17 protein-coding genes are annotated in these 15,582 nt (G+C 58.2%); 6 read left to right on the forward strand and 11 right to left on the reverse strand.

Going from position 1 to position 15,582, the window contains the following annotated elements; genetic code table 11:
* Positions 1-861 precede the first annotated feature (861 nt).
* On the forward strand, positions 862-1,365 hold the full coding sequence (locus tag AC1DJO_RS29570) for a YciE/YciF ferroxidase family protein (protein WP_112386765.1): 504 nt from the start codon (positions 862-864) through the stop codon (positions 1,363-1,365).
* 66 nt (positions 1,366-1,431) lie between these two features.
* Here AC1DJO_RS29570 and AC1DJO_RS29575 read toward each other — a convergent pair whose 3' ends face one another.
* The 4 genes from AC1DJO_RS29575 to AC1DJO_RS29590 form a co-directional block, all read right to left on the reverse strand.
* Positions 1,432-2,592 carry a PAS domain-containing sensor histidine kinase gene (locus AC1DJO_RS29575; protein WP_112386767.1) on the reverse strand — a complete coding sequence of 387 codons (1,161 nt, stop codon included), beginning with the start codon at positions 2,590-2,592 and terminating at the stop codon, positions 1,432-1,434.
* An 8-nt stretch (positions 2,593-2,600) separates the two neighbouring features.
* Positions 2,601-3,389, reverse strand: coding sequence for an alpha/beta fold hydrolase (locus tag AC1DJO_RS29580; RefSeq protein WP_112446015.1), 789 nt, complete (start codon positions 3,387-3,389; stop codon positions 2,601-2,603).
* Positions 3,390-3,686: 297 nt separating this feature from the next.
* The gene (locus AC1DJO_RS29585; RefSeq protein WP_112386770.1) at positions 3,687-4,211 is read right to left on the reverse strand and encodes a 2'-5' RNA ligase family protein; all 525 of its coding nucleotides are present in this window, start codon (positions 4,209-4,211) and stop codon (positions 3,687-3,689) included.
* A complete protein-coding gene (locus AC1DJO_RS29590) occupies positions 4,208-4,840 on the reverse strand; it encodes a TetR/AcrR family transcriptional regulator (RefSeq protein ID WP_112386772.1) in 633 nt (210 codons plus the stop codon). Before AC1DJO_RS29590 ends, AC1DJO_RS29585 begins: the two co-directional genes overlap by 4 nt.
* An 88-nt stretch (positions 4,841-4,928) precedes the next feature.
* On the opposite strand from AC1DJO_RS29590, the gene AC1DJO_RS29595 reads away from it, so the two are divergent.
* On the forward strand, positions 4,929-5,702 hold the full coding sequence (locus tag AC1DJO_RS29595; protein WP_112386773.1) for an SDR family oxidoreductase: 774 nt from the start codon (positions 4,929-4,931) through the stop codon (positions 5,700-5,702).
* 323 nt (positions 5,703-6,025) lie between these two features.
* On the opposite strand, the gene AC1DJO_RS29600 is transcribed toward AC1DJO_RS29595, so the two are convergent.
* Genes AC1DJO_RS29600 through AC1DJO_RS29610 form a run of 3 tightly spaced genes read right to left on the reverse strand, consistent with a single transcriptional unit; the run spans position 6,026 to position 9,052 of the window.
* Complete coding sequence (locus tag AC1DJO_RS29600; RefSeq protein ID WP_112386774.1) at positions 6,026-6,424, reverse strand: cupin domain-containing protein; 399 nt, start codon at positions 6,422-6,424, stop codon at positions 6,026-6,028.
* A gap of 54 nt (positions 6,425-6,478) precedes the next feature.
* Positions 6,479-7,240 carry an alpha/beta fold hydrolase gene (locus AC1DJO_RS29605; RefSeq protein ID WP_112446016.1) on the reverse strand — a complete coding sequence of 254 codons (762 nt, stop codon included), beginning with the start codon at positions 7,238-7,240 and terminating at the stop codon, positions 6,479-6,481.
* A 36-nt stretch (positions 7,241-7,276) separates the two neighbouring features.
* Entirely contained in the window at positions 7,277-9,052 is a 1,776-nt protein-coding gene (locus AC1DJO_RS29610) for a cytochrome c biogenesis protein DipZ (protein ID WP_162698909.1), read from the reverse strand.
* Positions 9,053-9,373: 321 nt separating this feature from the next.
* Between AC1DJO_RS29610 and AC1DJO_RS29615 the strand changes: the two genes are divergently transcribed.
* From AC1DJO_RS29615 to AC1DJO_RS29630, 4 genes are all read left to right on the forward strand, one after another.
* Positions 9,374-10,408, forward strand: a complete 1,035-nt coding sequence (locus tag AC1DJO_RS29615) for an alpha/beta fold hydrolase (protein ID WP_112386777.1) — start codon at positions 9,374-9,376, stop codon at positions 10,406-10,408.
* Between the two features lie 119 nt (positions 10,409-10,527).
* Entirely contained in the window at positions 10,528-11,268 is a 741-nt protein-coding gene (locus tag AC1DJO_RS29620; RefSeq protein WP_112386778.1) for a response regulator, read from the forward strand.
* Positions 11,265-12,590, forward strand: a complete 1,326-nt coding sequence (locus AC1DJO_RS29625) for an ATP-binding protein (RefSeq protein WP_112386779.1) — start codon at positions 11,265-11,267, stop codon at positions 12,588-12,590. The genes AC1DJO_RS29620 and AC1DJO_RS29625 overlap by 4 nt, the downstream gene beginning before the upstream one ends.
* Before the next feature lie 157 nt (positions 12,591-12,747).
* Positions 12,748-13,164, forward strand: coding sequence for an organic hydroperoxide resistance protein (locus AC1DJO_RS29630; RefSeq protein ID WP_112386780.1), 417 nt, complete (start codon positions 12,748-12,750; stop codon positions 13,162-13,164).
* Positions 13,165-13,852: 688 nt separating this feature from the next.
* Here the strand turns inward: AC1DJO_RS29630 and AC1DJO_RS29635 are convergent.
* The 4 genes from AC1DJO_RS29635 to AC1DJO_RS29650 form a co-directional block, all read right to left on the reverse strand.
* Positions 13,853-14,317, reverse strand: coding sequence for a pyridoxamine 5'-phosphate oxidase family protein (locus tag AC1DJO_RS29635; RefSeq protein ID WP_112386781.1), 465 nt, complete (start codon positions 14,315-14,317; stop codon positions 13,853-13,855).
* 48 nt (positions 14,318-14,365) lie between these two features.
* Positions 14,366-14,596, reverse strand: coding sequence for a hypothetical protein (locus AC1DJO_RS29640; protein WP_112386782.1), 231 nt, complete (start codon positions 14,594-14,596; stop codon positions 14,366-14,368).
* Entirely contained in the window at positions 14,593-14,889 is a 297-nt protein-coding gene (locus tag AC1DJO_RS29645) for a hypothetical protein (protein ID WP_112386783.1), read from the reverse strand. Before AC1DJO_RS29645 ends, AC1DJO_RS29640 begins: the two co-directional genes overlap by 4 nt.
* 159 nt (positions 14,890-15,048) lie before the next feature.
* A complete protein-coding gene (locus tag AC1DJO_RS29650; RefSeq protein WP_112446017.1) occupies positions 15,049-15,291 on the reverse strand; it encodes a DUF6894 family protein in 243 nt (80 codons plus the stop codon).
* Between the last annotated feature and the right edge of the window lie 291 nt (positions 15,292-15,582).

Here is a 15,582-nt window from a genome sequence, read left to right on the forward strand (position 1 = left end):
GTTTGCGCTCCGTTGTCCAGCGTCCCGTTGTCCAGCGTCGCCGCCGGACGTCACCGATCATCAGATCAACCTGTCGAAACTCGTTAGACATAAGCTTATCCTCAAGCCTGTGCTTGAGCCTTCCTGCTTATGCTGAGTGTCCGGTCGAAAGTGGGGGCAGTTCATCTATACAGTGTTCACGCATTCACGTCCGCACGATAGGTGACATACGTTGCGACGATTCCTCCATGAAGGGAAGCGAGCCCTGTTTGCGCGCTCGTCAATGACGACCGCGCCGGATCGATTGAGGCTCATCAATCTATCCCCTCCAATCAGGGTATGCTCAAGCAGCGAGTTGTCGCGTTGTCGACCGTGGTGGCCCGAAATCTTTCACTGGAGCATTCGCCGGGACGAGCAACGGATATGATTTCCCGGCGTCGAGCCGTGCGCCGCTCCTGTCCTTGGCGGCGCTGCTGCATTGCGAGCCAGCCCATGGGGCCTTTTCCACCATCCCATCCGCGATTGTGATCGCCTTGACGCCTTAACTCCTGCAGGCGCCTCAATCTGGCCGGCTATGTCAAAAGGCAAGGATCCGTCTGGCTTCCGATGTACGAAGGCCAAAGGTCTGCGCGTGCTCCTGGATGGCGCGGGAAGGACGGAGTCTAATCTGGGTGAGGTCGATAAGTGCGGTCATGCGTGGAACTTAACCTCTCGGGGTCGGTTCATACGTCACGGTCGTGATAGTCGCGATCGAAAAAAGTCTCTCCGACCCATCGCATGATGTTCGCTCGGCGCCTTCGATGCGCGATCACAGCCTTATCGACCGCCACCCTGACGAAGCGGTGCATTCCCAATAGAGATACAGAACCCCAAGGAGCTATCATGGCCAAGGAATCCAAAACGCTTGACGTCCTCTTTCACGACACCCTGAAAGACGTCTATTTCGCCGAACACAAGATCGTCGCCACGCTTCCCAAGATGGAGGAGGCAGCCCAGAGCAAGCAGCTTAAGGGCGCCTTCGTCAAGCACCTGGGAGAGACCAAGGTTCATATCGAACGTCTCGAGGAGGTCTTCAAGATCATCGGAAAGAAGCCGGAACAGAAGACCTGCGATGCCATGATGGGCATCGTCAAGGAAGGTTCTGAGGTCATGGAGGAGTATGCCGGCACACCAGCTCTTGACGCCGGCCTTCTCGCCGCTGCACAGGCAGTCGAGCATTACGAAATGTCGCGCTACGGCACGTTGCGCACATGGGCGCTAGAGCTTGGGATGAAGGAGGCAGCCAAGCTGCTGCAGACGACGCTCGACGAAGAACAGGCCACCGACCTTGCGCTCACATCGATCGCCACCTCTGTGGTCAACCAGAACGCCGAAAAGGCAGCCTGACCAACACTCGGCCGTTTGCGGGCGGCCGAGCCACAACCCCGTGCAGACGGGTAGCAGTCTTAGTTCCTATCGGACGCCGACATTGTCGTCGGCGATCTGCGCAAGCGGCATCGTGAAGGTGAAGCGGGTCTCGATGGCATCAGACGCAACGTCCAGCCTCCCACCGTGGGCGCGAGCGATTTCCGATGCGATATGAAGGCCGAGGCCCAGCCCCTGACGATTGCCGCTAGCCTCCCCGCGGATGAATGGCTCAAAAAGGCTTGCCTGCACGTCCTTGGGAATCGGCGTGCCCTGGTTTGCTACCCAGATCTGAAAGTTCTCACCGCTCACGCCAGCGAATATCCTGATTGGTGCGTCAACCTGTCCATAGGTGATTGAGTTCCCGACCAGGTTGGATACCATTTGGCCTATTCGTCCTCCATCGCAAGCGACAGGCTGATCGAGATTGATGTCGGCCTCAATGATGCGATCAGGATCGCTGGAACGGAGTTCGTCGACAACGTGGAGAATGATCGGGGCAAGCTCTTCCGGCCTGATCTGCAGACCTATTCCGCCTCCGAGGCGACCCCGCGCGAAATCAAGCACGTTGTCGATGAGATCGGACATCCTCTGGACGCTACCCTGCATGAGGTCGAGTAGTGTGGTTGCCTTTGCCGTCGCCGTTTCCCTTCGAAGAAGGCGACTTGCGGCGCTGATCGATGCGAGCGGATTTCGAAGGTCGTGGCCTAGAACGGCAATAAACTGTTCTCTGAGTTCGGCATTCCTGTGCTCAATATCGAGTTCTATCTGCATTTCTGCGCCCGCGGCATCGGCCGCCGCACGGGCATCGACGAGCTGGCGTTCGTAGCGCCTCCGTTCGGTTGCCCGAAAGAGCATCACACGGGTAAAGAGAAGCTCGTTGTCGGCGTTGCGCTTTTCCGTTGCGTTTGCGATGACGGGAAACCTGCTCCCATCCTGCAGTTTGAGATCGAGCGCGACCTCGTCGAAATGACCCTGCAGTCGAAGAAGTGGCGCAAAGTGGGTTTCGTAGAATATGCGGCCGGCTGTGTTCAGCAGGTCGCGCATGCGTTTTCCGAGGAGATCTTGCGCCGGAATACCCAACCACCTCGATAACGTCTTGTTGGACTTGATGATAAGGCCATCCGGCCCGAGCGAGAGATACCCGCAGGGCGCGTTTTCGTAGAGGTCTTCCAGATCTTCCGTCTGCGTGTCGCGGTCAGAATCCATCAAGGTTCTCAAAGGAAGTCACGGATCGCGGCGATCACTTCGCGAGGCGCGCTCAGGTTTGGGCAGTGTCCAGTTGCGTCCAAAAGAACAATCTGGCTGCCCGGTACGTGTTCATACACATAACGACCGACGCCTTCGGAAGCGATGATGTCATCGCGGCTTTGAAGTACGATTGTCCGGGCCGTTACATTCGGAAGGTCGGCGCGATTGTCGGAAGTGAAGGTGACGCGGGCAAACGCCTTGGCGATCTCCGGATCGGTTCGACAGAAGCTGTTCGTCAGTTCCTCGCCCAACTCTGGTCGGTCTGGGTTGCCCATGATCGCAGGCGCCATTGCCTCGGACCATCCCATGTGATTGTCATCCAGAAATTCCAATAGCTCTTCGATCTCCGCAGGTCCAAAGCCACCAACGTATTCGGCGTCGTCGATGTACCGCGGGGATGGGCCCACAAGGATGAGGCTCTCGAAAAGGTCAGGCGCTTTCAGCGACGCAAGCACGCCGATCATCGCGCTCACGGAATGGCCGACGAATACCGCGTTGGAAAGTCCTATCTCCCGGCCGATCTCGACGACGTCATCAGCGTAACCGGACAAACTCGAATACTTTGCCGGATCGTAGGCGGAGAGATCTGAGTGACCCGCCCCGACATGATCGAAAAGTAGGGTCTTGAAGCCAAACTCGAACGCGGGGGCAACGAACCTCCACATGTTCTGATCGCATCCGAACCCGTGGGCGAAGACAATCGTCCGCGTGCCGTTACCTTGGATATGTACGTTGTTGCGGACAACGACTGACATGGTTCCCTCTGGTTACCCTGTCTAGCGTGTCTCAAATAACTCGGGATTTCGAGCGTTTCGAACCTAACCCCCACCCAAGTTTTGTCAAGGAAGCACGGGTTGAAGGTTCACATCCTTCAAGAGGAGCTTAGAACACTTGAGCCACTCGGTTGACGCGATCGCTTCCGTGATGCCCACATGCCCGAGGGACCAGTGATTCCGGTCGCGTTGACTGAAGCCGGAGAGCCATTCGCCCACCTGACATTTAAGAGTTTTTCGCCCGGTTCCGGGCATGATTGGCAATATTCCGTTTTGCCCTCATCCCAAAGGCCGCGTGTCGAAAGGCAAAAATTTCAAATGCTCCCACGGCCCCCCAAGATAGTTCCACAGATCGAGGCCGAGGATTTCAATGGTGTGGGGTTCTAAGCTCGTGGTCAGGTCGCGATAGAGCGCGTCGGCGGTTGCTCTCGGCGCCTTATTCTGGATTGTGATATGCGGCCGCCAGGTCTGAACGTCCTGCGAGCCCAGCCACGCGACGAACTCGGCCTTCAGTCCTGCTCGGATGTCCTCCAACTCTGGGCATGTGACGATGAAGGCGACGCCTGCGCCGAGGTGTCGGAGGCTGCTGACCGTTGCTGTCGTTACTCTCGCCTGTGCCGCAACGTTAGTAAGCGTTTTACAGATCCTGTCACGATACTCGCCTGGCAGCCTGTGAAACACTGTCAGATGCGCGCCGAGAACATTGCGGTCCGGGGGAAAATGCCTCTGCCGAAGGCGATCGAACGGCTCGATATCCCTCTCGGCTATCCTCGCGGTGACAATAAGTGGCTGACGGGTCTTCAATCCAAGCTTCCGGTGACGGTCGTGCGTTTCCCGGGCCAGGCTGTCAGGGCGACGTCGATCAGCCGTTTCAGAAGCGCGTTGCAAGCACCATCGCAGGCTTGGGCCGACATGCCCTGAATGATCGCTCCATAGAAGCGTGCCAGCGTGTCGGTATCAGTCCCGGCTGGCAGTTCGCCCTCGCTGACGGCGCGATCGAAGCGGGCTTTTAGAACCTGCATCGATGCCTCTCGAAGGGCTGCCGTCATTCGAGCGACCGAGGCATTTTCTTCCGCATGCTGCAGAACTGCGGTGGAGACCATGCAGCCCGCGGGCTTGTCCGGCTGGGTATCGCCATCGGCAATATTGTAAAGGTAGCGACCGAGTGCCTCATAAGCGGGCAGGGCGGATGCCAGGATTTCCCCTCGGCAACCGCTTTCGCGGGCGATGCTGAAATCCAGCGCCTGTCGATACAATTCCTCTTTCGAACCGAAGGTTGAATAGAGCGTCGGCGGGTTGATCCCCATTGCTTTGGTCAGGTCGGCGGTCGACGTCCCTTCGTAGCCTCGTTCCCAGAACAGGCGTGCCGCGATGTCGAGCCCGGTGTCGCGATCGAGCACGCGGGGCCTTCCTCGTTTACGAACCGGCTCCATTAAAATAGTGGTCCCTATTTAATTGTTGACAGATATGTTTCCACCCTTAATATAGCGATCACTATTTTAATTGGCAACGGAGTAGATCATGTCCAGGAAACTCGCAGACAAGATTGCGCTTATCACCGGAAGCTCACGGGGGATCGGACGGGCGGTCGCGCTCGCTTTTGCAAAGGAAGGTGCCGCGCTGATCGGTGTGCACTACACCGCCAATCCGGATGCGGCCAAAGCCACCGTGCGGGAAATCGAGGAACTGGGCGTCAAGGCCGTCGCGGTAAAGGCTGATCTGCTCCAGGGCAAGGAGGCGGCCGACAGCCTCTGGACACAGTTCAGCGACGCGGCGCGTGCGCAAACGGGATCGGTCGGGCTCGATATTCTAGTCAACAATGCGGGCATTGCGCCTGCGGTCCCGTTGAAACAGACTAGCGAGGTTGTCTTCGACGAGGTGATGACTATCAACTACAAGGCGCCATTCTTCCTGATCCAGGCGGTAGCCGATCATATTCGCAACAATGGCCGCATCATCAACGTCTCCACAGGGTTCACCCGGATCGCAGCACCCACCCACCCGGCCTATGCTGCTTCCAAAGGCGCGCTGGAGACCCTGACGCTCGCACTGGCGCCCGACTTCGCGGTCCGCGGGATCACCGTCAATGCGGTCATGCCAGGGGTTACCGAAACGGACATGAATGCCGAATGGCTGGCGTCGCCGGATGCCCGCGCCGGCGCCGAGGCACTGTCGGTCTTCTCGCGTGTCGGCCGTCCTGACGACATTGCAGATGTGATCGCTTTCCTTGCATCGAACGATGCCCGCTGGACGACCGGGCAGATCATTGATGCCACGGGTGGCGCCCGGATCTAATTGATCCAAAGACTTCGCGATCTCTTCAGGCCATCAGAGGAGTCGCCATGGGGCGTATTCCCAACGAAATGCCGAAAAGCCCGCGCCCCGTCTGACCGTTAGACCAGGCCGCGCTTAGCGACAAGTGACCTTCAGCAAGTCGTGGAGATTGGTGCGATTACGCGTACGAGTGAATGTCGGCATACCCGATATTCGCTTTTGTCGCAGAAACAGGTACTGCAAGTGGGTGAACGACTGTTCGCTTCCTGAAACTGCCGGACATAGCCAACGCATCTCGTCGAATGCGCGGGAAGCCAAAGCTCCCGCGCATTCGGCGCAGCTTCTCACTTTGACTGAACCACAAGGGTCTTTCCGTCTTCCACAATATAGGTTGCGAGCTCTGATGCTTTGCCGGTGCCGACGTTTCGAGCTGAATGTACAACGCCGGTCGGGATGAATAGCGACTGACCGGCAGAGAGGATGACCGGCGCGCGCCCGTCTAATGTGTATTCGAGAGTTCCTTCAATCACAAAAGCAATTTCTTCACCGGGATGGGAATGCCTGGCGGCCAACACCCCGGGCGAGAAATCGACACGAACCTGCACGACCTCGTGGCCAGGCACATCGATGTCGTTTTTAATAAGATCGGTGCGTCGCAAGGGCTCTACGGCGAACGCAGGCGATGATGCCGCTCCAATGATTGCGAACAATAGGACGGCGACCGTTGCAGGTGATTTTTTCATGGCTATCTCCTTTTTAATTATGTTGAAGGTTGAGGATGTCGCGAGTGCTGTTGCTCATTGGCCGCCAATCTGCCGCGCCGCGGCTTCGATAACCTCGGCAACCTTTTCAGGCTGCGATGCGAACACGGCATGGCTTGCCTGGATCTCCGTCACATGGCTTCCGGCGCGCTTTGCCATGTCCCGTTCGAGATCAGGATTGATCGAGCGGTCTTGGGTGGCGACAACCGTCCAGCTTTTCTTGGTCTTCCATGCGGGATCGCCGACCTTTGCGGAGAAGGCGTCCCTGGATGCGAAGACCTGTGATTTTGCCAGGAAGGCGGCCTCGTCCTTCGGCAGGTCGGCAGCGAAGTCGTTGGCGAAGGCGGCTGGATCGAGAAAGAGATATTTGCCGTCCTTCGTCTCGCGGATATTCATACCGCCGGCCGGCTTGGAGCTCGCGAGACTGATAAGGCTTTCGCCCCTGTCCGGCTGGAAGGCCGCGATATAGACGAGACCCGCGACATGAGGGCTGTTGCCGGCTTCGGTGATGACCATACCGCCATAGCTGTGGCCGACGAGCAGTGTCGGGCCGTCTTGGAGGTCGAGGACCCGGTTGGTTGCGGCGACATCGTCGGCGAGCGAAGTGATCGGCTCCTGCACGATCGTGACATTGAAGCCGCGCCTTTCGAGGATTTCGGTTGCTTGGCGCCAGCCAGAACCATCGGCGAGAGCGCCGTGGACGATGACGATGTTCTTCACTTCGGCCGCTTGGGCCACAAAGGCAATGGCGCTGGTGACGAAAGCAAGGGCGAGGGTGGAGAGATAGTTGCGTTTCATGGTGGTGCTCCTGTCTTTTTAGGTTAGGTGAGGGATTCAACCGAAGGTGAAGGCGTAGGCTTGGACGCCGGGGTCGAGGAAGCGGATCTCGAAGGTGCGCGCGTCCACTTCGCCGGTCTGGCGCACCAGTTGGTAGAGCTTCGTCGTGGTTACCGTGCCATTTCCATCCGCATCGATATCGCTGCCGCGGTTGGCTTCGGGCGCCTTGCCGTCGACCGTCACTCGAAATCGGACCGGCTTTCCATCTGCCCCTGGGCCGAGCACGAGGTGCAGGTCGCGGGCGCTGAAATGATAGGTGATACTGCCGCCCGCCCGATCGAGGGTCGCCTCTTCGGCGCCGACGGTCCATTTACCGGAAAGGCCCCACTGGTTGAGACCTGGTTCGGTGACCGAATAGTCCCTGCTGGCATCCGCACGCATGCTCTCGTTCGAGGCAAAGCTGGTGGCCTGTTGATAACCGATGTAGGTTTCACCCGAGCGGACATGTTTCAGGTCCGCACTGGCCTCCACACCTTTTGCGTCAGGTGCAACCGGCGCGCTTTCGGCCATTTCACTGCCAGCCTCGTGCAGCAGGCCCTGGATTGCCTGTTCGGTCGGGCCGTAATTGCCTTCGCCGAAGTGATGGTACCGGATCTGGCCCTTGGCATCGATCAGGTAGTGAGCCGGCCAATAGCTGTTGGCGAATGCGCGCCAGATTCTGTAGTCGTTGTCGATTGCGACCGGATAGTTGATCTGGAAATCACCGACAGCCTTTTTGACGTTGTCGATCTTCTTCTCGAAGGCGAATTCCGGTGCATGCACACCGATGACGACCAGACCCTGGTCCTTGTACTTGTCGGCCCAGGCCCGAACGTACGGCGTGGTGCGGATGCAGTTGATGCAGGAATAGGTCCAGAAATCGACGAGCACGACCTTGCCGCGAAGCTGCTCCGTCGTGAGCGGCGGCGAGTTCAGCCATTCGACGGCGCCATCCAGTGAGGGTGCGGGGCCTTCAACAGGCAAGTCACTGCGGAACGGTTTGGTCGCATCGGTAAGACCGATCGACTTGTCGTTGCTCGCAACCTCCGGCGGAATGCCATCGGTCGGCTCAACATTCAGCCTGTCCAGGACCGCTTGTTCAAAAGACGCGTTGCTGGCATAGGAGAGCCGCGAAAGCAGCCCCGTGTCGAGGCCAAGTGCGATGACGGCGACACCGGCGATGACGGCGGCGCCCAGGCCCTGGCGTATCCGTTCGCTGACAACGAGCGATTTCTTCAATCCGGCAAAGATTTTTCCACCGACGGAAAGCGCGATTGCCAGCGAAGTGGCGGCGCCGGTTGCGTAGGCGAGCAGCAGGATACTTGTCTGCAGATTGGCGCCCTGGAGGGCAGCACCAGTCAGCACGAGACCGAGAATCGGGCCAGCGCAAGGCGCCCAGAGAAGCCCGGTCGCGACGCCGAGGATCAGCGCGCTTGCGGCGGTCGGCGCAGCACCGGGCTTGCCGGAAGCGTTTAGCAGGCGGTTGCCAAAACCGACGACCGGTTGGGTCATCAAGCTGGCGATACGCGGCGAAATCAGGCTTAAGCCTAAGATCGCAAGCAGGATGAGCGCGGCGAGGCGACCATATTCATTGGCATTGATTGCCCAGCTTCCGCCGACGGCTGCAAGGGTCGCCACAAACGCAAAGGTGGTGGCCATACCGATCAGCATCGGCAGCGTACTGCGCACGAAAGGCTGCCCGGCGCGGGCAAAGACGAAAGGCAGGATGGGGAGGATACAGGGACTGAATATGGTCAGCACCCCTCCGAGGTAGGCAATGATAAGAAGTGTCATCATCGTTTCCTTTGAAACCGGGTGATCGGGCACTGGACGGCGATGTGGCCCGACCAGCAACTGCGCCAATCTGATCGAGGCGATGTATCCCGGATGTGTCCGGTTCGGAGGCAATATGTACCGAAGTGTAGGAAGAGCGCCTGTCTGCAGCCCTGCTGAAGCAGATGGAGCAGATTCCGTTTGAGGAGGCAGCCAACTGTATCAGAATGTATCCCGCAGGCCGGAGGCTACATCCGGACGCAATAATAGCGGATATCGGAAACACTCGGGATACATGCCGGTTGTTTTCTCCATGTCACTAACTCGAAACGGAGAGAGACAATGTCCAGCGAAATCAATCTTCAGCGCCGTCACTTCTTTGGTCTTGCCGCAATGACAATGGCAGCGGTCGAATTCGGCCTGAGCAGCGCTGCTGCCGCCAAGGCAGCCGCACCGGCCGTCAAGGCCGGTTCGCATGCATCTTTCGCGGCGTTGAAGCAGATCAAGGCCGGCGAGCTCAATGTAGGCTACGCCGAGGTCGGTCCCGCCAATGGTTCGGTCGTGCTGCTGCTGCATGGCTGGCCCTACGATATCTACAGTTTCGTTGATGTGGCTCCCGTGCTCGCCGATGCCGGCTACCGGGTGCTGATCCCCTATTTGCGTGGTTATGGCACGACCGAATTCGTCTCTGCCGATACACCGCGCAACGGCCAGCAGGCCGCAATAGCCACAGATATCATCGCCTTTATGGATGCGCTGAAGGTCGAGCGCGCCGTCATCGGCGGTTACGATTGGGGCGGGCGCACTGCCGATATTATGGCTGCGATCTGGCCGGAGCGCTGCAAAGCGCTGGTTTCTGTCAGCGGCTATCTGATCGGTAGCCAGGAGGCCAACAAGAAGCCATTGTCGCCGCAGGCCGAACTGTCGTGGTGGTATCAGTTCTATTTCGCCACCGAGCGTGGCCGCGAAGGTTATGCCGCGAATACGCACGATTTTGCCAAGTTGATCTGGAAGCTCGCCTCGCCGCAGTGGGATTTCGACGACGCGACCTTCGATCGCTCGGCCAAGGCCTTCGAAAACCCCGACCATGTTGCCATAACCATCCACAACTACCGCTGGCGGCTTGGCCTCGTCGATGGCGAGCGGAAGTATGATGAACTCGAAAAGAAACTTGCTGCTTTCCCGGTCATCACCGTACCGACGATCACCATGGAGGGCGACGCCAACGGCGCGCCGCATCCGGACCCTGCGGCATACGCCAAAAAGTTCACCGGTAGATACGAGCATCGCACCATATCGGGCGGCATCGGCCACAATCTGCCGCAAGAAGCACCACAGGCCTTTGCCCAGGCCATTCTGGACGTCGATCGTTTCTAAAACCTGTCCTGACAGCCGTGAACAGAATTGTCTGTTTCGCGGCTGCCGATTCAGAGTCAAAAGAGAAAGCGGCGAGTCTGCCATTCGCCTGACCGATAGAAGGATCCGGAAGTTCGAACATGGAGCATATCGACCACATCCTGATCGTTGATGACGATCGTGAAATCCGCGAGTTGGTTTCGAGCTATCTGACGAAAAGCGGACTTCGTACGTCCGTCGCGGCCGATGGACGCCAGATGCGCAGTTTTCTGGAAGGCAACACGGTCGATCTGATAGTGCTCGATGTCATGATGCCAGGCGATGACGGGCTCGTGCTTTGCCGCGAGTTGCGCGCCGGCAAGCACAAGGCGACGCCGATCTTGATGCTGACGGCTCGTAGCGACGAAATGGACAGGATCATCGGTCTCGAAATGGGCGCCGACGACTATCTGCCGAAACCGTTTGCGGCGCGCGAACTTCTGGCGCGCATTAAAGCTGTGCTGCGCCGCACCCGTGCGCTGCCGCCGAACCTGCAGATTTCGGAGGCCGGACAGTGGCTCCGTTTCGGCGACTGGCGCCTCGACACGATCGGCAGGCACCTTCTCGACAAGGACGGGACCGAGATTGCGTTGAGTGGCGCCGAATACCGGCTACTGCGCGTCTTCATCGATCATCCGCAACGGGTGCTTAACCGCGATCAGCTGTTAAACCTGACCCAAGGCCGCGATGCCGAACTCTTCGACCGCTCGATCGATCTGCTTGTTAGCCGCGTTCGCCAGCGGCTGGGGGATGATGCGCGTGAGCCGACCTATATCAAGACGGTGCGCAGCGAAGGTTATGTCTTTGCTGTTCCGGTGGCGATAGAAGAGGCCAGATCATGAGCGCAGCTGTTGCTATTCGCTCCGGATTTTGGCCGAGCACCCTGCGGGCTCGGCTTTTCGTTATTTTGTTGCTGGGCCTGGCTGTTGCCTATGGCCTGTCGTTCACGGTCCTGTTCGTCGAGCGTTCCATGTCGGCCAAGGCCGTCATGCTTGGCACACTGGAAAGCGACGTCGCAACCTCAATTGCTGTTCTCGACCGCCTGCCGGCGGATCAGCGCGCCGACCTGCTCGACCGACTAAGCCGCGGCAACTATCGTTTTGAGCTTGGGCCGGGACTACAGGGCGTGCCGGACAATTCTAGCAAGGGTAAGGAAATCGGCGGTCGAATCCAGGAGGCGATCGGCGGCACCTATCCGATCCGCATGGAATCCATCCCCGGCGATATCAGCCGCCTGCAGGCGCATCTGACACTGAGCGACGGAAGTCCTTTGACGATCGATATTACGCCGCGGCCTCCGATGCCACTCGCGGCATGGTTGCCATATGTCCTTGCCATCCAGATGGTGCTCCTGGTGCTTTGCACATGGGTCGCCGTGCGTCAGGCGATCCGCCCGCTGGCTGCGCTCGCGGCCGCCGCCGACGCGCTTGATCCCAACAAGAAGGGACCACCGCTCAGCGAGCGGGGTCCGTGTGAAGTGGCGCATGCGGCACGCGCTTTCAACGCCATGCGTGAAAGGATTTCCCACTACCTCGAAGAGCGGGTGCAGATCCTTGCGGCGATATCGCACGACCTGCAGACGCCGATCACGCGGATGCGACTGCGCGCCGACATGGCCGACGATTCCCCCGAGAGGGACAAACTGGTCCGTGATCTGGGTGAAATCGAGCGGCTCGTGCAGGATGGGATCGCCTACGCCCGCAGTGCGCATGGCAATGGCGAGAAATTTTCGCGCATCGATCTCTCGTCCTTTATCGACAGCATCGCCTACGACTATCAGGACATGGACAAGGCCGTCAGCGTTGCCGGTCTCGTGCAGGGCATTGCATCGACCAAACCGCATGCCCTTCGCCGCATTCTCACGAACTTTATCGACAATGCGTTGAAATTTGCAGGTAGCGCCGAAATCAGCGTCGAGCGGAAGAAAGAGGGTGAGATTGCCATCACGGTGATGGATCGTGGTCCCGGTATTCCGGATGCCATGCTGGAAGCTGCCATGCAGCCGTTTTTCCGGCTGGAGCAGTCCCGCAATCGCGAGACTGGCGGCACAGGGCTCGGCTTGGCCATCGCCCAGCAGCTGGCGGCTGCAATCGGCGGTTCCGTCCGGATATACAATCGTGACGGCGGAGGCTTGGCAGCCGAGGTCAACATTCGGGCCAACTGATTTTCTTCCTGCTTTGTATGCGAAGTATCGAGATCTGCCGACGGTACGCTTTGATACAGTTCGGCCGATTTTAGAAACATAGGGGATACGTCAAAGGGTCAAAACCACTCCGTCACCAGATGTCGCAGATCGCGGTATCAAACCAAGGAGTGTTCCCATGATCACGATTGAAAATGTTCTCTATACCGGCAAAACCCGCACCACCGGCGGCCGCGATGGCTCAGCCCGCAGCAGCGATGAGCAGCTCGTCGTGAAGCTGTCTCCTCCGGGCAGCGTCCATGCGGGCACCAATCCCGAACAGCTCTTCGCAGCCGGATGGTCAGCCTGCTTCATCGGCGCGATGGGCCTTGCCGCCGGCAAGCGCAAGCTCCGTCTTCCCACCGATACCGCCGTTGATGCGGAAGTCGATCTCGGCATGACGGGCGATGCTTATTTTCTGCAGGCCCGCCTCAATATCAGCCTGCCGGGTCTGGACCCGGAGCTCGCTCGGTTGATCGTCGACGAAGCTCATCAGACCTGCCCCTATTCCAAGGCAACACGCGGCAACATCAACGTTGCTCTGACAGTCGTTTGAGCACACCCAGGAGATCTTGATGAAACATATCCTGTTGGGCACATTGGCGGCTATCATCTTTGCTGCACCCTGCGCTTATGACGTCCTCTCGCAAGAACCCTCGCCGTTGGCTGGTCTTGTTGCTGTCGTAGCGGTTGCTGGTCAATCCCACTGGTAACCGGCACCCGGTCGCGGCACGGACAAGCGTCCATCGCAACTTGAAACGAAAGGACTGCAGATGCGAATCCGCCGTCGAAAGAGAGCCGCCGTTTGACACGGCGGCTTTTCGGTTTGAACTTACGTTTCCTGCTTCTGTACGCCTTTTAAAGAATGATCTGGTCGTCCTGGCGGATCGCAATGAGGCGTTCAGATTGCCGGCCGGCCGCGGTGACCAGTTCGTCCATGGTGACGGTCCGGATCCGCAAGATACTATGAAGCCGGTTTTCGCTCCACGCGATATGTTCCTTTCCACGGTCATATCGACAGGCTCAAGATCAAGGCGGGGAATTTTCATTGGCGTCGGTACGGTTGCGCGCACTGGCCTGAAGTGCCGGGAGTAAACGCCCGAGATTGAACCAGCATAAGACAAGCCATGGAAGCCAGACTTCCGATGGCACGTTTCCAACCGCGGCCATGTTTGAAGGACTACCCTGTCCAGCGTTCAAATTAATGGAGGCTTCGCGCGGCTTACGCAGGGTTGAAAACGCTGCTATCGCCCACTCCCAGGTGCCGCGTTCGACTGGCGTCCGGACACCACGTCGAGCGACAAGCTAAAGAAGATCGGACCGCCGCTAGCCGTTTCTCTTCCCGCGCTTAGTTCGAAGGTCCCGGGCTCCCACCAGAATGGGCGTTTCTGCAATAAGGCCCACGCATGAATACGTTCATTGCGCCGCTCGGGCGTGTCCGGCAGTTCATCGAAGTGGCCTTGAACAAGCACGCTTGTCCAATTTCTGTCATTCGCCAATTCTTCAACTTGCAGGCTCGCAAGCGGTCTGCGCCGCAGGTATTCGATTTTCCTCCCCGCCATCGAGAACATAAAAACCTTGTTGGCATCATATGCGTAGTGAACGGGGATCACATATGGGTAGTCTTCCCCCAGACATCCGAGATGTCCAAAGGTGTGCCTTTCGAGAAATGATATACACGCGTCTTCGGTCATTCGTCGCAGGTCCATAATAACCTCCCGCTCTTGGTTAGGTTGCGCCTCAGTGTTGCCCTGGCGTTATGACTTGGCGTCTAGCGCCGCTTCGATTCGCTTCAAGCGATCGATGGTGCGGCGCTTGAGGTCGTAGAGCCGCAGCAGCAACTCTTTGTCCAGGTCAACGGGTTTGCCGTTGCCGCGCGACTTGGCAACAATCACTTTCTGTTTGGTTAGCCACTCATCCACTTTCGCGGCTTTGCCCTCCGCAAATCTCAGATTTCTTAGTTTGTACCGAACGCACTTCATGTTCATTCAAACCAATTCGGTCGTTCGCAACGTCGTTGCGCCCCGCGCGACCAAACAAGAGACACCGCCGGTACCCGCTTAGCTGAAGTCTGCATGAATGTGTGCGCCGGCGAGGTGCCGGTGTCGAGGTGAGAAAACGTGTCAAGCGCGCAAAACATCAACATCCAGCCGTCTGCGCTGAGCTGTTGCCGAGCTGACTCAGAGGCCCGGATCTCCCAATTTTCGAACTCGAGTTTCAAGCGATCGAGATCATAGGAGGAAAATCTGCCGTTGTGATCTAGCCGATCAGTAAGGAGCATTGTCCTTCTCCCCAAGTTGGGGCGGGAGCACTGCGCTCTCAAGCGGCAGTGCCCGATTACGTGGCTGCCGACCGAACTACCCTAGGCTTGTGCACTGCGAACGCAACAACTCATTTGAATCGGCGATCAAGGTGAGATCCACTTGGCCGTTGTGCTTGATCATCTATCGCGAAACAGTTTTGCAATCACAGCATCGACCCGTACAACGCCCACCTCGCTGCGGTCCGCGCATATCTGGATACCGCTGATCGTCCAGCGACGCGCAGTGCCAAGCGCATCGACCAAGAGCCCATGGAGACTATTCTCGGCGGCATTGCGCGCTTCAAGAAATGTGGTGAATTCTCTGCCGTCTTCGTCTTCAATTGTGTGGTCGAGGTGCAGGATGTGGAAATGGTAGCGCACAGGCCAACCTCGCGGAGATAAAGAGGAGCCTGCTCAGGGTTCAGGCAGGCCCCTGGTGAAAGACCCCGCGATACAGGAATATTGAGGGCCAGACGGGTACGAACTGTCTGTGCGAGACGATGTTCCCGCTCTAGCAAAATAAATGTCCGATATCGGACGATACTGTTGAAAAACTATTGGTGGTGAGCATCTCATCTATCCCCTTAGAAATTAGCGTCCGTGACACGAACGCCCGCCGAGATATCGTAATGCCTTTCTAGGAGGCTAAATGTGTGTAACTCGGTTGTGGAT

The sequence above is a fragment of the Rhizobium sp. 05N430 genome (assembly GCF_056396985.1).